Annotated in this window: 22 protein-coding genes; 17 read left to right on the forward strand and 5 right to left on the reverse strand. The window is 35.4% G+C overall.

Annotated features, from left to right (window positions below; all coding sequences use genetic code 11):
- Together rpoD and PHQ93_RS08965 are read left to right on the forward strand one after the other, a co-directional pair.
- The coding region (gene rpoD / locus PHQ93_RS08960) for an RNA polymerase sigma factor RpoD (RefSeq protein WP_299943306.1) at positions 1-1,649 on the forward strand (1,649 nt) is incomplete at its 5' end.
- A gap of 10 nt (positions 1,650-1,659) precedes the next feature.
- Complete coding sequence (locus PHQ93_RS08965) at positions 1,660-2,343, forward strand: hypothetical protein (protein WP_299943309.1); 684 nt, start codon at positions 1,660-1,662, stop codon at positions 2,341-2,343.
- A 31-nt stretch (positions 2,344-2,374) separates the two neighbouring features.
- Here PHQ93_RS08965 and PHQ93_RS08970 read toward each other — a convergent pair whose 3' ends face one another.
- From PHQ93_RS08970 to hemL, 3 genes are read right to left on the reverse strand one after another with little or no spacing between them, the layout of a single operon-like run.
- On the reverse strand, positions 2,375-2,938 hold the full coding sequence (locus PHQ93_RS08970; RefSeq protein ID WP_299943312.1) for a hypothetical protein: 564 nt from the start codon (positions 2,936-2,938) through the stop codon (positions 2,375-2,377).
- Complete coding sequence (locus tag PHQ93_RS08975) at positions 2,874-3,203, reverse strand: AtpZ/AtpI family protein (RefSeq protein WP_299943315.1); 330 nt, start codon at positions 3,201-3,203, stop codon at positions 2,874-2,876. The genes PHQ93_RS08970 and PHQ93_RS08975 overlap by 65 nt, the downstream gene beginning before the upstream one ends.
- On the reverse strand, positions 3,193-4,488 hold the full coding sequence (gene hemL / locus PHQ93_RS08980) for a glutamate-1-semialdehyde 2,1-aminomutase (protein WP_299943318.1): 1,296 nt from the start codon (positions 4,486-4,488) through the stop codon (positions 3,193-3,195). The genes PHQ93_RS08975 and hemL overlap by 11 nt, the downstream gene beginning before the upstream one ends.
- A 94-nt stretch (positions 4,489-4,582) precedes the next feature.
- Here hemL and PHQ93_RS08985 point away from each other — a divergent pair, with 94 nt between their 5' ends.
- A complete protein-coding gene (locus PHQ93_RS08985) occupies positions 4,583-5,467 on the forward strand; it encodes an energy transducer TonB (RefSeq protein WP_299943321.1) in 885 nt (294 codons plus the stop codon).
- Here PHQ93_RS08985 and PHQ93_RS08990 read toward each other — a convergent pair.
- Positions 5,457-6,392, reverse strand: coding sequence for an aldolase/citrate lyase family protein (locus PHQ93_RS08990; protein ID WP_299943324.1), 936 nt, complete (start codon positions 6,390-6,392; stop codon positions 5,457-5,459). The genes PHQ93_RS08985 and PHQ93_RS08990 overlap by 11 nt on opposite strands.
- Positions 6,382-6,732, reverse strand: a complete 351-nt coding sequence (locus tag PHQ93_RS08995) for a c-type cytochrome (RefSeq protein WP_299943328.1) — start codon at positions 6,730-6,732, stop codon at positions 6,382-6,384. The genes PHQ93_RS08990 and PHQ93_RS08995 overlap by 11 nt, the downstream gene beginning before the upstream one ends.
- A 59-nt stretch (positions 6,733-6,791) precedes the next feature.
- Here PHQ93_RS08995 and folD point away from each other — a divergent pair, with 59 nt between their 5' ends.
- The 14 genes from folD (at position 6,792) to PHQ93_RS09065 (ending at position 19,451) form a co-directional block, all read left to right on the forward strand.
- Entirely contained in the window at positions 6,792-7,649 is an 858-nt protein-coding gene (gene folD, locus PHQ93_RS09000; RefSeq protein WP_299943331.1) for a bifunctional methylenetetrahydrofolate dehydrogenase/methenyltetrahydrofolate cyclohydrolase FolD, read from the forward strand.
- Complete coding sequence (lepB, locus tag PHQ93_RS09005; protein ID WP_299943334.1) at positions 7,650-8,459, forward strand: signal peptidase I; 810 nt, start codon at positions 7,650-7,652, stop codon at positions 8,457-8,459.
- Positions 8,446-9,123: a site-2 protease family protein gene (locus PHQ93_RS09010; protein ID WP_299943337.1), complete on the forward strand. Its 678-nt coding sequence runs from the start codon at positions 8,446-8,448 to the stop codon at positions 9,121-9,123. The genes lepB and PHQ93_RS09010 overlap by 14 nt, the downstream gene beginning before the upstream one ends.
- Positions 9,124-9,136: 13 nt before the next feature.
- Positions 9,137-9,574: a ribose 5-phosphate isomerase B gene (gene rpiB / locus PHQ93_RS09015; protein WP_299943340.1), complete on the forward strand. Its 438-nt coding sequence runs from the start codon at positions 9,137-9,139 to the stop codon at positions 9,572-9,574.
- A 19-nt stretch (positions 9,575-9,593) separates the two neighbouring features.
- Complete coding sequence (locus PHQ93_RS09020; protein WP_299943343.1) at positions 9,594-9,926, forward strand: hypothetical protein; 333 nt, start codon at positions 9,594-9,596, stop codon at positions 9,924-9,926.
- A 10-nt stretch (positions 9,927-9,936) separates the two neighbouring features.
- Complete coding sequence (locus tag PHQ93_RS09025; protein WP_299943346.1) at positions 9,937-10,485, forward strand: adenine phosphoribosyltransferase; 549 nt, start codon at positions 9,937-9,939, stop codon at positions 10,483-10,485.
- Entirely contained in the window at positions 10,485-11,684 is a 1,200-nt protein-coding gene (gene trpB / locus PHQ93_RS09030; RefSeq protein WP_299943349.1) for a tryptophan synthase subunit beta, read from the forward strand. The genes PHQ93_RS09025 and trpB overlap by 1 nt, the downstream gene beginning before the upstream one ends.
- A gap of 184 nt (positions 11,685-11,868) precedes the next feature.
- Positions 11,869-12,156 (forward strand): hypothetical protein, encoded by a 288-nt coding sequence (locus tag PHQ93_RS09035; RefSeq protein ID WP_299943352.1) that lies wholly within the window; start codon positions 11,869-11,871, stop codon positions 12,154-12,156.
- Entirely contained in the window at positions 12,149-12,571 is a 423-nt protein-coding gene (locus PHQ93_RS09040; protein ID WP_299943354.1) for a PIN domain-containing protein, read from the forward strand. Before PHQ93_RS09035 ends, PHQ93_RS09040 begins: the two co-directional genes overlap by 8 nt.
- Before the next feature lie 71 nt (positions 12,572-12,642).
- Positions 12,643-14,055 (forward strand): leucyl aminopeptidase, encoded by a 1,413-nt coding sequence (locus tag PHQ93_RS09045; protein WP_299943357.1) that lies wholly within the window; start codon positions 12,643-12,645, stop codon positions 14,053-14,055.
- 197 nt (positions 14,056-14,252) lie between these two features.
- Positions 14,253-14,822 (forward strand): GNAT family N-acyltransferase, encoded by a 570-nt coding sequence (locus PHQ93_RS09050; protein ID WP_299943360.1) that lies wholly within the window; start codon positions 14,253-14,255, stop codon positions 14,820-14,822.
- 13 nt (positions 14,823-14,835) lie between these two features.
- A complete protein-coding gene (locus tag PHQ93_RS09055; protein WP_299943366.1) occupies positions 14,836-16,902 on the forward strand; it encodes a TonB-dependent siderophore receptor in 2,067 nt (688 codons plus the stop codon).
- Positions 16,903-17,466: a hypothetical protein gene (locus PHQ93_RS09060; RefSeq protein ID WP_299943369.1), complete on the forward strand. Its 564-nt coding sequence runs from the start codon at positions 16,903-16,905 to the stop codon at positions 17,464-17,466.
- A gap of 44 nt (positions 17,467-17,510) precedes the next feature.
- Entirely contained in the window at positions 17,511-19,451 is a 1,941-nt protein-coding gene (locus PHQ93_RS09065) for a GGDEF domain-containing phosphodiesterase (RefSeq protein WP_299943372.1), read from the forward strand.
- Positions 19,452-19,461 lie beyond the last annotated feature (10 nt).

Raw genomic sequence — 19,461 nt, forward strand, 5'->3', positions numbered from 1 at the left:
GCGCTCAAAGAAAGATGATAGAAAATAACGAAACTGATAATTTTGATATATTAAAAGAGCATGAACTCCTAGAGTGGTCTAGATCTGATTCTCCTGTTCGTATGTATCTTCGTGAAATGGGACAAATCCCGCTTCTAACAAAAGAAGAGGAGATAGAGATCTCTAAAAAGATTGAAAACGGAGAGAGCATAATTATAGATGCTATATGTTCCGTTCCATATTTGATCGATTTTATTTTAGACTATAAAGAACCTCTTATTAACCGTGAGAGAAGAGTTAAAGAGTTATTTAAAAGTTTTGAAGATGAAAAAGAGGATAGCGACGATCTAGATGTAAATGAAGACGAAGAGAATGAAGATGAAGAAGGTGTTGAAGTTGAAAAAACATTAACCGCAAAAGATAAAACAAGAGTTGAAAAAGTAACGGTTAGTTTTAAAGCACTGGAAAAAGCAAAAAAAGAGTGGGTAAAGCTTGTTGAAAAAGTACCAGAAGATGTAAACGAGGAACCCAATCTTGATACTGTTTTATATTTTCTAACATTAACATATAAAAAGAAAATCCTAAAAGAGAGTTTATTGGATCTGGGACCAACCTCAAAACTAATCAACGAACTTGTAAAAGCGATGGAAACCGCACTTAAAAGTGATGAAGGGTATGATAAAGAGTTAAAAAGATTGGAGTATAAACTTCCGCTCTTTAATGCAACGCTAAAAGCAAATCACAAAGTTTTAGTCGATAAAATTTGTGTTTTAACTAAAGAAGATATTGCGAGTATGGTTCCTGAAGCTACTATGGTTAGTACATATATGGAAATTAAAAAACTTGTTCAAACAAAAGAGGCTTCAAAAAATAGTTTTAGCATGGAACCCGAAAAGCTAGCAGATATTTTAGAACAAATTAAACGCGGAAAAAATATATCTGAAGTTTCAAAAACAAGAATGGCAAAATCAAATCTAAGACTTGTCGTCTCAATCGCAAAAAGATATACAAACAGAGGACTTCCTTTCCTTGATCTTATTCAAGAGGGCAACATCGGTCTTATGAAAGCGGTTGATAAGTTTGAATACCAAAAAGGTTATAAATTTTCAACATATGCTACATGGTGGATTCGCCAAGCTATATCTCGTGCCATAGCCGACCAAGCAAGAACGATTCGTATACCGATTCACATGATAGAAACTATTAATCGTATAAATAAAATTATGCGTAAACATTTACAAGAACACGGTAAAGAGCCTGATGTTGAAGTTATCGCACTAGAGGTCGGTTTATCGGTTGAAAAAGTTAAAAATGTTATCAAAATCACTAAAGAGCCTATAAGCCTTGAAGCTCCGATAGGTAGTGAAGATGATGGAAGATTCGGTGATTTTATCGAAGATAAAACGTCGCTTTCACCGTCTGACGCTATATTAAAAGATGATTTAAGAGTTCAAATAGAAAGCGTTTTAGAACAGTTAAACGAGAGAGAAAAAGCGGTTATTAAACTTCGTTTTGGAATTATGGACGATGAGAGCGATAGAACGCTTGAAGAGATAGGAAAAGAGCTTAATGTTACGCGTGAGAGAGTTCGTCAAATAGAATCTAGCGCTATTAAAAAGCTAAAACACCCTAAAGTTGGAAGAAAACTTAAAAATTACATAGAAGAGTAAGCAGCAAAAAATGACTTTTGAGCAACAGTGGATAGAATATGATTATAACCCTTTTGTGTTATTTAGTTCAAGTGGAAAAATTATATCACTCAACTCAGAAGCACAATTTTTGCTCGGCTCAGTTACCATGGAAGAGCTTTTTAATCTTGCGACTACCTATGCAAATGTATCATTTGGTTTTAAAACAACATTTTTGGAATTAAATTTCGGACGATACAGATTTTTTGCGATTACGGTAGGCTACGAAAATGATGAAGCTATCGGAATCAAGCTCTACCAAGCCCCCTCTTTTAAACTTACCAAGCCAAAACTAATCGGCGAATTAACAAATATTTATACGCTGGTTGATTTATGTATTTCAACTTATTCAATAAACTCAAAAATTATCTTTGAAAAAGATTTTGACCCGACAATTCCTGAAATTATGATAGATTCAAATAATTTCATAAAAGCACTAAATAAAATGTACGCATGTTATGAAAATAATGAAAAAATAGTGACTAAAATATTTTATAGAGTCGGTGAACATATAAAATTTGAGGAGAAAAAATATAGTATCTTTTCTATTGAAGTTAGTTCGCAAAATGTCAATGAAGAAAAAGTTAATGAGTTGAAAGTATTTGCTGCCGATAAGAATTTCTATATAGATTTTCAAAAAAAGATAACCATGAATATTCCTATGATTACCTCTTGAGTTTATTATTTAAGCCAAATACTCTCTATGTTTAATCAGAATCTTCAACTAAATCTTTTGAAATTATATAACCTATTATTATGCCGATAAGAAGAGACGGAAAATAGATAGGTATATCCAGAAGTTCATTGTTTTTAAGTGCAATAAAACCCAAAATCAAAAATAGATACGGGATGAGCCTAAATAGTGAAACACCTGCCTTGGCGCTTTTTTTAACATCCCCAAAATTAAAAATTTTTATCTTTTTCTTCTCTTCATTAACTATTGTCTTTAAATCAAGCTCCTCTGCAGGAGTTTCATTTATAGGAGTTTCATCATAAAGTTCATGCGGGTCTTCTAGCTCATCGTAAAAATCTCTTTTTTCATCTATATTTTGTGTATTAATCTCACTTTTAACCATTCTTTGATAAGCGTACATCGAACCTAGTATTATAATAAAACTACTTAAAAATGCTATTTGTAGATTTATAAAAAATTTAAAAGAGATGAGATATGTGAGCAGAATAAAAATTTCTGCTACAACTATAAGTTTAATAGTTTTTTTTGTTATCGTCATCATCATCTTCATCATCTTGAAGTTGTTTTTTAATCGCATAACGAGGCTCTTTTGCCAACTCTTCATAATCTTTATACTGTTTTGCATAAGCTTTGTAAACATTGAGTATGGCTGCTGCAACACCTATAAAAACTCCTATCCATAGTGTCCAAGGAGTTTCTGTAATATTTTTTATCAATAAACCGATTCCCACACCCATAAGAACTGCTACGACTATAGAAATTCCTAACGATAGGCTGTCCGCCGCTTCAATGATAGGCTTTATTCTTGGAGCTTTTTGCTCCTGCTGTTCTTTATTTTGCATCTGTTATAGCTTTAAAAACTCTGGCACTTGCAGTTATTGTATCTTCAATCATCTCATCCGTAACGGCAGTTGAAATAAAGCCAGTTTCATAAAGTGAACAGGCAAAGTAAAAGCCCTCTTTTAACATCATAGAGTGAAATTTTGCAAACAGCTCCGCGTCCGAGTTGCAGGCATCGGCAAAGTTTTTAACCGGTTTGTCGTTAAAGAAAAAGCCAAACATACTTCCTCTTGTATCTATCTGCATAGTTATCCCGCAAGCAGATGCCTCTTTTTGCATCCCCTCGACCAATCTTTTAGCGCGCCCGTTTAAAACCGATATAACTTGTGCATTTTTCTTTAGTTTAGATATTGCCGCGAGTCCTGCTGCCATAGCGACTGGGTTACCGCTTAGCGTGCCCGCTTGATATACCGGACCTTCAGGCGAGAGTTTTGCCATAATGTCCGCTCTTGCACCAAAAGCACCAACAGGCATTCCGCCGCCGATAACTTTTCCAAGCGTTACGATGTCCGGTTTGACTCCCGTAATTGATTCTGCACCGTGAACGGTTGCACGAAAACCGCTCATAACTTCATCAAAGATGAGCAGTGCACCGTTTGCATCGCATAGCTCTCTTAACTCATGCAAAAACTCTTTATCAGCCGGAACAAGCCCCATATTGCCTGCAATAGGCTCTATAATGACACATGCAATGTTTTTAGAGTCTGCAAAACACTTCTTTACGCTCTCGATGTTATTATACTCTGCCAAAAGAGTGTGTTTTGTAAAGTCGGCAGGAACACCTGGCGAGCTTGGATTTCCAAAAGTTGCGGCTCCGCTTCCTGCTTGAACCAAAAGCGAATCGCTATGCCCGTGATAACACCCCGTAAATTTTACGATGTCATCACGGTTTGTATATCCGCGAGCAAGACGGATTGCGCTCATTACAGCTTCCGTTCCGCTGCTTACAAATCTTATTTTATCAATTGAGTCAAACATAGAGATAACAAGTTCGGCTAAATCACTCTCGGCTTGCGTCGGTGCACCGAAACTTAGACCGTGTTTTACGGCTTCTATTACTGCACTCTCAATCGATTCGTCTCTGTGTCCAAAAAGCAGCGGACCCCAACTTTGTACATAGTCTACATATTTGTTGCCGTCGATGTCCGTTAAATATGCTCCGTTGCCCTCTGCAATGAATATAGGCGTTCCGCCTACGCTTTTAAATGCTCTAACCGGAGAGTTTACTCCTCCCGGGATTAAATTTTGCGCTTGCTTAAAAGCTTTTAATGAATTATCTATGCTCATAAAATGACCTTAATTTTTTTATGTGATTATAGCAAAGTAGTATTAATCTACATTGGTTATAATTCCCCAAAATTTTATAAGTAAACGGAATCGCTTGAATCGCTCATATTTTGCTCTATTTGTTGCACTTTTAATCCATCTTTTATTTTTACTCCTATTTTGGTTTCTCGGAACCGTTATGCCGGAGTTTAAAAAACCTGAAAAACCTAAAGAGAATAAAATCAAAGTTTCACTTAAAGAGATGCCTAAAAAAGTTAAAGATATTAATGAAAAAGAGGAACTTATAGAAAAACCTCAAGAGATGGCACCTCTTATGCCAAAAGGAAATCAACTTACAAAGATTGTAGAACCTATAAAAAGAGCACCGGTAAAATATGAGCCTAAAAAAATCCAAGAGGAAAAAAGTGTTAAAAAAGAGCAAGATAAGCTTGAAAAATCTCAAATAATACCTCAGGAGACGACATCTAAACCTAAGATTGAGTCTATCCCGCCGAGTGAGCCGTATGTAAAGTTACCGCCCAAAGAGAAAAAGAGCAAAAGCGATACTCTTGACTGGATGTATGAAGATAAATCGGAACAAGAAGCTAAAAAAGAGAATAGCAAAAAAATCAGCGGAAGCAGCGTAAATTCAGATTTAAAAGAGCTTTACGGAGATGAGTTTGGCAAGCTGACACCGGGGCAACAAAAATATTTGATTGACAATCAAGAAATTATGAGAAGAATTACTCAAGAGGTCTTAAACAGGGTTGCAAGCGTAAATCTTACAAGAGATCTTAATGTAAACAGGGTAAATATCGTAGAGTTTTATCTTCATCCAAACGGAGATATGACGGACTTCAAATTTCTTAAAAATAGCGGATATTATGTACTTGACGATACAACAAAAGAGACTATAGAGTACGCTTACAGCAGATACCCGCGACCTAGTGAAAAGATACTAGTAAGATATAATGTCTTTTATAATTTGGCTAGACATTAGATTTAGTGAGCATAGTTAGTGCTCCTTTATAAATCGGCTCGTCAATAAAACCAAACTCGTCATCCTCAAAACCTGTAATGCCCTGCTCTTTGTAGAGTTCAAAGAGCTTGATTATATTTTTTGCTCTTTCTATTTCTTTTGCTTCATCGACAAATTTTTTATTTACAAGCACGGCTTGCGCTGGGGAGATGCACCCTTTTGCATCATATCCCATAGCTTTTTCTAAAGATATCCACTTTTCAAACATATCTAAATTCTTAAACTCCTGATATACAAAAGAGACGGGTTTTACACCGATAGTTTTGCATGCAACCAAAAAGTGTGACAAGATATATGTAACGGCCGGATTTTCTATAGCAATCAGGCTTTGCGGGAGTTTCATATCTGCAAAAAGATCTAAAATACCAAGATAAAATGTAGTAACTCTTTTGTTAATTTTAAGTGACGCCAAATTGCTCCAAGCGTCGTTTGTTTCTATCGATAGATGCAGTTCTGTTTTTTCATCTAAGAGCTCATAAACTGATTCTATCTCCTTTGCATTTCTAATTTTTGGAATTCTGATTGCATCGGGCATAAATTGATTTAGGTAGGTAATCTCTTCATATCCGCCCTCATCAAGTGCATTTACGCGAACTACCAGTTTTTTATCGCATTTTTTATGATATGACAAAAATATAGCACATAAAACAAGTCCAAACGGCTTATCTTCTTTGCTTACTCCATCTTCAAGATTTAAAATAATGCAATCAGCCTCTACTTTATCTATTTTTGTCAAATGGTCTAAATTGTTGCATGAAAGCATTAAAGCTGAACGAAAATCTTTTCTAGGATTTACCATTCTGTATGTCGGATTTGCCAATGCATCAAGTGCAGCTAAATCTCTATTTTCATAGGCACTTTTTATTTGTTCTAAATTACTTAGCATTTGGAGTATTCTCCTTCTTTTTTTCTTGTACATAGAAGTATAGCGCTTGAATCTCTTTTTGTGTTAAGAAGTATCTAGGCATACCATTTTTTCTGACATTGAGTGCTGTAAAAAAATCATTAAAGTTCATACTGTTTATCTCGGGACCGCTAAAACTTTTTTTTTCATTTTTATGTTCGTATCTGGCTACGACTCTACCCTCTCCAAAAACGCCGTGACAATTTTGACACCCTATTCCTCTTGGATTTTTATAAAGTGATGAAGCATACTCCATCGGAGTGATAAAACTAGCTTGGGCAAAGAGAGAAATAGGCAACAACAATAGTAATACATCTCTCATAAAGCCATCCTTTAATATATAAGTGTATAATAACAAAAAAATAATATTATGAGGTTTAAATGCAACTTCTTGATGGTAAAGCACTCTCTGCAAAAATAGAAGCGAATGTAGCAAATGAAGTAAAAAATCTAAAAAATAAAACAGGTTTAGTTCCGGGATTGGCAGTAGTTTTGGTCGGTCAAGATCCGGCAAGTGCCGCTTATGTAAATATGAAGAAAAAAGCGTGTGACAGAGTCGGGTTTTACTCCGTAACACATGAAATGCCGGAAGATATCTCTCAAGAAGCGATAGAAAATACTATTAAGATGATGAACAATAACCCAAATATTGACGGTATTTTGATTCAACTGCCGCTTCCTTCTCAAATAGATACGACAAAGATACTCGAACTTGTAGACCCGAGCAAAGATGTAGACGGCTTTCATCCGTACAATGTAGGAAGACTTGCAACCGGACTTGACGGTTTTGTTCCATGTACTCCGCTTGGCGTTATGGAACTTTTAAAAGAGTACGATATTGATGTAAAAGGCAAAAACTGCGTAGTCGTAGGAGCATCAAACATAGTCGGAAAACCGATGGCGGCTCTGCTTTTAAATGCTAATGCTACTGTTGAAATTTGTCATATTTTTACGGATAATCTGAAAAAACACACTTTAGATGCGGATATGATTTTTGTCGGAGCGGGTGTTATAAACCTAATCAAAGAAGATATGGTTAAAGAGGGTGTTATAATCGTTGATATCGGTATAAACCGTGCTGATAACGGCAAATTGGTCGGTGATGTAGACTTTGATAGAGTTAGTAAAAAATGCTCATACATAACCCCTGTTCCCGGCGGTGTCGGTCCTATGACTATTTCTATGCTATTAAGCAATACTTTAAAAGCAACAAAAGCTCATGCGGACGAAAGAGATTAGATGAAAGAGATTTTACACAAAACTTATAAGTTTTCAAACTCATGGACGGGAACTATCATCATAGTTCTTTTTGTTATATTTTTTATTGCTCAGGCTTTTAGAATACCCAGCGGTTCGATGAAAGACTCTCTGCTTATCGGAGATCATCTTTTTGCTAAAAAATTTGCATACGGTATCCCTATGCCGCACCTTCCGTTTTTAGAAACTTCCATTATGCCGTGGAGCGATAAACTTCGCTTGATGGATGGGGACAGACCTAAAAGAGGCGATATTATAATATTTAGATATCCGCAAAACACGAAACAACACTTTGTTAAAAGATGCGTAGCGCTTCCGGGTGATGAACTTTTTCTTCTTAACAAAGATCTTTATCTACACCATAACGAGGGTGACGAATATATAAAAAATAATTTTAAAGAGTATGAAATTATCACATTTGCCGGTAAGCTATGGGTAAAAAATCCTTATGAAAAAGAGCATCACGGTATTCATCATGATGATAAAATTGTAGATAACGGTCAATTTCCTATGCCGATTTTTAATTTTGCTCCGATTAAAGTTGATAAAGACAACTACTTTATGATGGGTGACAATCGCGACCATTCAAACGACAGCCGTTTTTGGGGAGCCGTTCCTTATGAAAATATTGAGGGAACTCCTTGGTTTATCTATTTTAGCATAGATGATAACTGGGAAATCAGATGGGATAGAGTCGGCAAAACACCGACTGATCTAGAAGGCTCTTCTTATTTGAAAAAAGCCATAGCAGAGAGAATAAAAACAGATAAAGATGATCATGGAATCTATTGATTTACTCAAACTCTTAGCTGCCGTTCTTGCTTTGGCGATAGCTATCATCGGGCATGAAATTATGCATGGATGGGTTGCTTATATGTACGGCGATACAACTGCTAAAAATGCAGGCAGACTTACTATAAATCCCATCTCGCATGTAGATTTGGTCGGTACTATTATCGTTCCTGCTGCTACTTATTTTTTGCCGATGCTGCTAGGAGCCGATAGCGGATTTTTATTCGGATGGGCTAAACCTGTGCCGATTAACATGGCGACCGTAGCAAGAAATGCAGGTTATAACGGAGCAATGCAGGTTGACCTAGCTGGAGTAGTTTATAACTTTACTTTAGCCGTGTTTGCTTCAATTGCTATAGTTTACATGAGTCAACCGAATACGACTGATAGTTTGTTCTATGTTTTTACCTATCTTCTTCTGTTTCAAATGCTTATCATAAATGTTGTTTTAGGTGTTTTTAACTTACTTCCGATTCCTCAGTTTGACGGTGCGCATTTTCTTATACACCTATCGCTTAAGTATAAAATCAACTCCATTGCCGAGTTCTTTTATAAAAATGAAAAATATGGAATAATTATAGTTGTAATAATTTTAATGACGCCGTTAAAAAATTATATATTACTTATGCCGGTGCAGATGATTCTAAACCTGCTTATATCATAAAAAAAGGGGAAAAATGAAATTTTATATCGCAACAGATCACGCCGGAATAGATCTTAAAGACTATACGGTTGAATTATTAAAAGAAAAAGGTCATGAAGTTATAGATTTAGGACCGTTTTCAAAAGATAGAGTTGATTATCCCGATTATGCTATAAAGGTTTGCGAGGCAGTTTTAGCAGATAAAAGTTCGCAAGGTATCCTTATATGCGGCTCCGGTATAGGTATGAGTATGGCTGCAAATCGTCACTCAGGGATTCGTGCGGCACTTTGCCATGATGCCTATACTGCAACTGTTGCACGCGGACATAACGATGCAAATGTATTATGTTTTGGTGAGAGAGTTGTAGGAAAAGGCGTAGCAGAATCTATCTTGGATGCTTGGATAGAAGGTAGTTTTGACGGCGGTCGTCACACCGGGCGAGTAGCAAAAATCGAAAAAATCAACTCTTGATTTCGTTAAAGGAAAAGTTATGTTTTGGGAATGGTCACTTTTAACAACACTATCTATCGTATCTATCTATTTATTTGTTAAGATGTTCTACTTTAAAAGCATTACAAACAAAGAACAAAGAAGCAATGACTTGATGAAATTAACTCTTCAAGAAGCAGAGATACTTATCAGAAAGTATCAAATTCAACTTCAAAGAGCGCTTGGAAATGTTGATATCTTAAGCGATGAGTTAACAAAATTAAGAAATGAGCTTAAGGCATTAAAACAGAGAAATACTAAACATAGACAAGAGACGGATCGTCTTAATAATAAAATCAAAGCACTAGAGGGTCGTATAGACGCTCTAATATAAGGATAATAATATGACACTTAGTAATACTGAAAGAAAAATTATAGAGAACTCCATAAGAGATGTAAAAGATTTTCCAAAACCGGGAATCGTATTTAAAGATATCACGACTCTTCTTAACGATGCAGAAGCGTACGGCGTGCTTATGAACCACCTTTATCAAAGATATAAAGGGTATAACTTAAATTATATTGCGGGTATTGATGCCAGAGGGTTTATTTTCGGTGCCGCACTTGCTCAAATGCTGGGAATCGGATTTGTGCCTATTCGCAAAAAAGGGAAGCTACCGTACACGACAATCAGTGAAAAATATTCGCTTGAGTACGGCATAGATGAAGTAGAGATTCATATCGATGCTTTTAGCAAAATTCAAAATGCGAGAGTGCTTCTTATAGATGACTTAATCGCTACGGGCGGAACTGCAAATGCGGCTGCAAGGCTTATAAAACAAGCGGGTGCTTCGTGTGTAGAGGCTTGTTTTGTTGTAGCTCTTAACTTTTTAGACGGACAAAAAAATTTAAAAGAGACGACAAATGTCTACTCTTTGATAGAGGTAAACTAATGTATATCCCTTCTGCTTCAAAATTTGACCCGAATGAAAACGGTCATTTTGGAATTTTTGGCGGCAGATATGTTCCTGAAACATTGATGCCGGCACTTTTAAAACTTGAAGAGGAGTATAAAAGTATCCGCTTTGATAAAGATTTTTGGGCGGAAGTCGACTACTATCTGAAAGATTATGTAGGTCGCCCTTCCCCGCTCTACTATGCTAAAAATATCTCTGATGAACTAGGTGCGAAAATTTACCTAAAAAGAGAAGATTTAAACCATACGGGCGCACACAAAGTAAACAATGTTATAGCCCAAGGGCTTATGGCAAAGCGACTCGGATACAAAAAAATTATCGCTGAAACTGGTGCAGGACAGCATGGTGTTGCAACTGCTACGATTTGTGCGTTGTTAGGTCTTGAATGCGAAATATTTATGGGTGCAAAAGATGTAGCCCGTCAAGAGTTAAATGTTTTTCGTATGAAGCTCCTCGGTGCAAAAGTAAACTCTGTTCAAAGCGGAAGCAAAACACTAAAAGATGCAATGAATGATGCAATTCGCCACTGGGTTACAAATGCAAGAGATACATTTTACATTATCGGAACCGTTGCGGGTCCTCATCCATACCCGATGATGGTAAGAGATTTTCAAGCTATTATCGGTTACGAAGCAAGAGCTCAGATACTTGAAAAAGAGGTTCGTTTGCCGGATCATGTTATAGCGTGTATCGGCGGCGGAAGCAATGCGATAGGAATGTTTCAACACTTTTTAGAAGATAAAGAGGTTGAGTGTATCGGCATAGAGGCAGGCGGAAAAGGCATAAGCTCCGGCGAACACGGCTGTTCTCTAAATCAAGGTCGCCCCGGCGTACTGCACGGTCAGATGAGCTACCTGCTTCAAGACGAAGACGGTCAGATACTAGAAGCTCACTCTATCTCTGCAGGGCTTGACTATCCCGGAATAGGACCTGAACATGCCTTTCATCACGACAACAAATCCGTAAGTTATGACCATGCAACAGACCAAGAAGCGCTGGATGCATTTGTATGGCTGTCACGAAAAGAGGGAATTATTCCAGCATTTGAGAGCGCACATGCGGTAGCGTACCTTAAAAAAATGCCAAATATAAAAGATAAACTAATCATAGTAAACATCTCCGGCAGAGGCGATAAAGATATGATACAGGCAAAAGAGATTTTAAAATTTGACTAACAAAAGTCATAATTAAATTTTCTTTTTATACTATATTATTGCTAAGTGAATAAGTTTTATGCTTATTCACTTAGTGATTTAAACTCTTCTAAACTCATTTTTTTTATAATCATAATTCACTATTTTTTTTGACAACAATTTTATTTTGTAGTATAATGACTTAAAAGACAACAAAGGGTTTATGATGACTATGACTGTTGGTATGAGAGAACTTGCAAGAAATTCCAAGATACTAGATCAGTACGATTATGTAGATGTTGAAGATAAAAAAACACATGAATATAAAGGGCTTTTTATATCGCCTAAGTATGCAGAGGAGTTTAAAAAACTTTTAGAAAAAAAAATAGCAAATGAAAAACAGCAAGAGTTAGATGAACTTATGCAGTTTGTAGGCATGTGCCACGGTGATACAAAAGATATGACATCCAAAGAGATTAAAGCAAGCAAAAGAGCTAAATACTATCATGAATAAAATATTTTTAGATATAAATATCGTGCTAGATATGATAGATAGCAACAGAAAAAATAACTCAAAAATACCTTTACTGCTAAAGAAAATTGTACTAAATGATATAGATATTGTTATAAGTGAGGATATGCTTAGCACTCTGTTTTATATACAAAAAGATAAAAAATTAGTATTGAAATTTTTAAATACAATTCAGAATAAATGGATAATTTCACCTTACGGTAAAGATGTGATTTCAAAAGCTATAGAGATATCACTCCAAAACAATCTAGACCTTGAAGATATACTTCAGTGTCTTTGTGCAAAGAAAAATAGTTGTATGGCACTTGTAACAAGTGATAGCAGGTTTTATGATTGTGGTATTAAGATATACACGATAGATGAAGCTATAGAAGCATTTGAAAATAAAATATTTTAGTTAATTAAAATCTATATAAAAAATTTAGAGTTATTGGATAAACTTACAATAAAAAATCAGAGAGTAAAAAAATGAACATTAAACTAATAAACAAAGAAGTATACGAGGTTTCATCAGATGTAACGGTCGTTTTTCTAAAAAAAGATGAACTTACAGAGTGTGAGTATACGGATATTTTACAAAAAGCCGGATTTAAAGCAGAGCAAGACACTACATGTTTTTTATATGAAAAAGGGTTGCTTTTTTGTGGGGTTGAGAGTAAAAAAAGTGATGATTTAAGAAGTGCGTGCGCATGTGCAATAAAAACTCTAAAGACATCAAATTTCACATCGGCAAAAATGGAAGTAATCTCTAAATCAACGATTGGTGCGTTGGTTGAGGGAATCGTTCTTGGCGGATATGAGTTTAATGAGTATAAATCAGAGCCGAAAAAGAGTGAATTTAAAGAGGTTCTTTTAACATCAAACGATATTGATTTCGGCAATTTAGAGTCTATCTTTAATGAAGCGCTAGTTGTAGCCCATGCTACAAATTTTACTCGCGACATTGTAAACAGAGCACCGCAAGAGATCAATCCGCAAACACTTTCGCATGTAGCTCAAAAGTTGGCATATGAGAACTCTTTAGAGTGCAACATACTTCAAGAAGATGATTTGGCAAAAGAAAATATGGGTGCGATGCTTGCAGTCGGTCGCGCTTCCGTTCACGGAAGTACGCTGATTCATCTAAGCTACAAACCTGCAAATCCTAAAAAAGTGGTTACGCTTGTCGGAAAAGGTCTCACTTACGATAGCGGCGGATTAAGCCTAAAAGCCGCAACTTCGATGGTTACTATGAAGATGGATAAAGCCGGTGCATGTGCAGTGCTTGGAATCATAAAAGCGGTAAGCGAGTTAAAACTTGATATTGAAGTTCACGCATTTATCGGTGCGGTTGAAAATATGGTCGGCGGAAATGCCTATAAACCTGATGATATTTTGGTCTCAAGAAGTAAAACCACTATAGAAATAAGAAACACAGATGCTGAGGGTCGTTTAGTTTTAGCCGATGTTCTTGACTATGCGCAAGACAAAGTTAAAGCGGACTATATCTTTGATTTTGCGACGCTTACGGGCGCATGTATGATTGCTCTTGGGCAGTACACGACAGGTTTGATGGGACACTCTCATAAGCTTAAACATGACATAGGAAGAGCAGGAAGCGACTCTGGAGAGATGATAAGCTCACTGCCGTTTAACAGACACCTTAAAAAACTTCTAAAGAGTGAAATCGCAGATATAAGCAACACGGCTTCAAAACCTTACGGCGGAGCGATTACGGCGGGTCTGTTTTTGGATAAGTTTATAAAAGATGAAAACAAAAACAAGTGGATGCACTTTGATATAGCAGGAACCGCTTACACTGAAACTCCGTGGGATTGTAATGTTTACGGTGCAACGGGTGCAGGTGTGCGTCTGATGAGTAATTATTTAAAAAACCTCTAAAAATAAAAAATCAGCTCTTTAAAGCAAAAAGCTTTATATTTAAGAGTTGATTTTACACTGCATTTGTATGTTAATTTCAGTTTCTATTAATTATTATTTTAATATCATTAACTTATTTTCAAACCTTATATAATACATATATTGAGGTTATGTCTTCTTAGTTATTTCGGTATAAATATTTTTTAAAAAGATGCAGCATGAACTTTACATTTTTAGAAGTTAACGGTAGTGACATGTTGGAAAAGGTGTTTGCATTTCGCTACAAAATACTTTTAGAAATATATCCCGAATATCTTGAAAAATCCGGTTTTTCAGATGAGAAAGAGTATGATAAATATGACCCTTATTCTGTACATTTTGTTGCGTTAGACGCTGATAGTAACATTTGTGCAACGGTGAGGCTTATACATAACTCACCGCTTGGTTATCCGACAGAAAACAGTATGATATTTGATAACAGTATGTTTGATAGAGCTAATCTCGGGGAGATGTCAAGAATATTTGTAGATGCTAAATATAGAAATATTATGACGACAAAGATTATCATACAAGAAGTTAAAAAATTTATGTATGCCAAGATGGTAAAACTCGGTATACTATACACTTACGGTTCCCTAGAAGCAAGCTTTTTGAGATTACTAAGAATCTATAAGATGAACTATCATCCTATAGGCGAGAAGCAAAAACACGAATATTTCGGTTTGCGCTATCCGTCCATTTTATACACGCAACAATTGGGTGATGATAACCCGGAAATTGTTGAATAAACGGAAAGACGATATGAGACATAAAACTTTAAGCAGACAAAAAAGCCTCGCTCTTATTTTACTTCTTTTAACAAGCTTGACAAATTTGGATGCAAAAACAGATGAGTTATTGAAATCCATCTCTAACGAACTGGCATACTTTAATGAAGTTGCGACCGCTACAAAACAAAACGAGCATTATCAGCCATATATTATCTCGGTATTTCAAGGTAAAGAGCTAGAAAAACTCGGTATATCAAATCTTAAAGAAGCATTAGGATTGGTTCCCGGTGTTGATATGGCAACTGATAATTTCAACAATCAAACGCCGATTTTCAGAGGTTCAAATCCTATTGCATACGGACAATCAAAACTTTTTATAGACGGTGTAGCAGTTAACAATCTTTTTTTTGATGCCTACTCCGAATATCTATCTTTTCCGATAGAAATGATTAAGAGAATCGAAGTAGTCAGAGGTCCAGGAAGTACGATAGACGGAATCAATGCATACGCAGGATCCATAAATATTACGACTTATGCAGAAGACTTTGAAGGATTTGAGTCTAGCGATAAGTTGGTATTTAAGCGCGGCTCATACGATTATAACATGGGCGGATTTATTAAAAGTTATAAAACAGATAATTTAAAAGTTTTTATAGATTTTTTCTATCAAGAAGATAATAAAAAATTACCATCAGGTCCTGACGGTCTCTCTCAAGGAATATTTGGTGCCAGCAATATAGCACTATCTAGGTCGGGTGATGCTCCGCTGTGGATAAAGGAGCACTCTCTTGGTCTTAATCTTGAGTATAAAGATTTTACGATTAAAGCACGGACCCTTAGTCACACCGGCGGAAGTGCCTACGGTATCAATCTTGCACTGCCGCAAGAAAGTGACAGAGTAAAACTGCCAAGTCACTATATTGAGTTAGGTTACGACAAAAAAATAGCCGATTATAAAGTTGATATAAAAGCAGGCGTTAAATACGATACATTTGACTCTAAATCTAAATTGGCTCCCGATGATTTAAAGCTTGGCAGTGTTGTTTTTGAAGACGGAATATACGGAGAACATTATGCCGCGCAGCGAAAGCTCTATCAATCCTCTTATCTTAAATATAGCGGAATCAATCAACATACGATTACTACCGGTTATCGCTTTATAAAAGAAGAGACTATAGATATGACATCAAAGCTTTCAAACAGAGCGACAGGTGATGCGGGATTGGTTGACTATACCGAGACTTTGCCATTTTTTGATAAAAATGCCAAACGCGATACTCTTATCTTCTCACTTCAGGATGAGTTTCTGCTTAACAGTGCCATTAGCTTTATTTACGGTTTAAACTACGAACAAACTTCATATGAGAATGCAGGTTTTGAACCTAGAGTATCAATGGTTTATCAACTTAATAGTGAAAATATTTTTAAAACTATGTATAGCCGTGCTCACCGAAATGCCTCATGGCAAGAGATGTTTACGATGAATAATCGCGCCAGAGTAGGAAGTACAAATTTAGAGCCCGAGCAAGTAGATGCTTTTGAAGCTGCATATATCAAAAAATTCTCAAGCGATACACATATTTCAACCAACCTCTTTTATCTGCTTAATAAAAATCAAATACATAACTCATCTACTAGCCCAAGATATAGAAATATTGTAGATACGGATATTTACGGTTTTGAACTTGAATACAAAGGATATATCTCATCTTTTGATCAGTTATATCTAAACTACTCTTATCTAACAGGCAAATCACAGGATGAGAGTAAAAGCGAATCGCTCCCAAATGTTGCGCATCATTTAGCCAAAGGGTACTATATCTACAATTTAAGCAACGCGTTATCGCTCAGCGGTGTTGCTAAATATGTCGGTTCAAAAGATAGAGTGTCAACAGATACGCGTGAAAAAGTAAAAGCCTATTCAACCATGGACACTTCACTGAGTTACAAAGATAAACAATATGACTATACTTTAACTTTTAGTATCAAAAATATATTTAATGCCGATGTCACTTTCCCGTCTCCGCAAAATACCTATATAGAAGATTATGCGCAAGAACGCAGAACCTTTCTAGTGGCATTTAAGAAGGAGTTTTAAATGAAAAAAATAATTCTCCTTTGTTTTATTTTTGTAAATTTTGTTTATGGCTTTAGCTACAACGATATTTTACTAAAAGCACAAGCTTCTATCTTTCCTAAAATTATACTGCTTGATAAAAAAGTAGGCAATAAGCTTATTGACGGTAAGATAATTTATACTATTGTTTATGAAAAAGATGATTACAACACGGCGTTAGAGATAAGTAAATATATAGATACCTCCTATAAAGGACACTTTAACGGGTATGCTTATAAAATAAATTTGGTAGAGTTTTCAGATTTGTCAAATGAGACACAGGCATCTGCAATCTATACATTAAACTCGGATAAATATATTAAAAAAGTAGCAGAAGTTGCTAAACAAAAGGGAGTTATAACATTTGCTTACGATATAAATAATTTAAAAAACGGATTATTATTCTCTTTGATGTTAGAAAAGTCGAGTGTACTTTATCTAAATAAAGAGAACCTGTACAATCAAGCCATAAGTTTTGTCGACTCACTCTATCTGATTGTTAAGTTTATTGACAGAAGCAGCAGTGATGAGCCAAAAACTATATGATATAATGGCAATATAATTTATAGTTTATTTATAAGGTGTTGTATATGAAAAAAGGGGACTACAGATCTCTTTCTACAAAAATAGTATCCGCTATTGCCCTTATATCGCTCTTTATTACTATAATTATTTTTACTGCTTTTGAAAAAATAAACAGAGAGGCTTTTTATCAAATCGAGATAGAAAAAGCCAATATAATCGCAAAAACGATAGAACCGTTAATAGCACTTAATATCTATCTTGATATGCAAGATAGCGTAAACCAAATCGCACTTCAGCTTCTAGAAAATCCAAATATACTATCCGTAAAAATTGAAGTAGAAGATAAAATAGTCAATGAAGTAAAATCCGATAAGTATAAAAATAATATCAATGACTCATTTGTAGTCCAAAACAGTATCTTCCAGCCTAATTCCAAAAAAAAGATAGGTACGCTTACTCTTGTTTACTCAAATAAAGGCTACAAAGAGTTAGTAAACAAACATACCGTCTTAAGCCTTGTTCTACTTTTAGCTCTTTGCGTGTTGTTTGTATTTTTCGGTTTATATGTAAAATATCTCCTATCGCCTCTTCGACAAATTTCCAAGTCATTAAAGGATTACTCTCCCGACAATAAGGTAGAGATTCCGTTTGTATCACATAACAATGAAATCGGATTGATCTCAAATACGCTAAATAATATGCAGCAAAAAATTTTAGAGTACTCAAAAAAACAGAAAAATATCAAAAATTATCTTGAAGAGAAAATAAATGAAAAAACACAAGAGCTTCGAGAACAGCTCTACATAGACTCTTTAACCGGATTGCCGAATAGGCTTAGTCTGCTCAGTACTCTCTCCAATGCCGAGGATGGAGCGCTGCTTATTATAAATATAGATGATTTTAGAGAGATAAACGACTTTTTTGGACATATTGCAGGCGATAAGATACTAAAAGAGTTTTCGAAAAATCTTAAAAGCATGTTTGAAGAGAATGAGTATATCAAACTAAAGCGCCTCTCCGGCGATGAGTTTGCATTGCTCTTTACTCAAAAGCTGCCGATGGAAAATTTTATACAGATTATTCACAAGTTGATTTTAGATATAGAAAGAATGATTTTTTTACATGATAATAATGAAATCAGTATAAGGGTTACCGTAGGGGTGGCGTATCAAATAGACAAAGCGTTGGAAAAAGCAGATATAGCTCTAAAATCGGCAAGAAAACAACAAAAGCCGTTTTTACTCTATGATGAAGAACTGCATATAGAAGAGCAGTATAAAGAGAATATGGAGTGGGTGAAAAAGCTTAAAAAAGCGATTAAACAAGATATGCTCGTTCCATTTTTTCAACCTATATTTGACAATATTTCGGGTGAAGTCATCAGTTATGAGTGCTTGATTCGCTTAATTGATGATAACAGCAATGTTGTCAGCCCATATCAATTTTTGACCGTCGCTAAAAAAAGCAGATTATATAGCACGCTGACTAAAATTATGATTGAAAAGAGCTGCCGTTATTTTGAATATATCAACAGTGATTTTTCAATCAATTTATCCGTTGATGATATATTAAATAAAGATATAGTAGATTATATTAAACAAAAAATCAAAAAATATAATGTTGCAAACAGAGTTGTTTTTGAAATCCTAGAATCTGAAGGGATAGAAAACTATGAAGAAATAGCGATATTTACAAAAGAGATGAAAGAATTTGGCTGTAGAATAGCTATAGATGATTTTGGAAGCGGATATTCAAATTTTGAGCATCTTCTTAAACTAAATATCGACTACATTAAAATAGACGGCACACTGATAAAAAATCTTGATAAAGATGCAAATGCTCAAATGATTGTCGGAACAATCGTGGATTTTGCAAAAAGATTAAATATAATAACCATAGCGGAGTTTGTTCACAGCAGGGAAGTTTTTGAAAAAGTAAAAGAGCTTCATGTAGACCGCACGCAAGGATTTTTCCTTGCCGAGCCGCAACAGCATATAGCTCTTTAAGTTAGATAGA

The sequence above is a fragment of the Sulfurimonas sp. genome (assembly GCF_028714975.1).
In the GTDB taxonomy this organism is placed as follows: Bacteria; Campylobacterota; Campylobacteria; order Campylobacterales; family Sulfurimonadaceae; genus Sulfurimonas.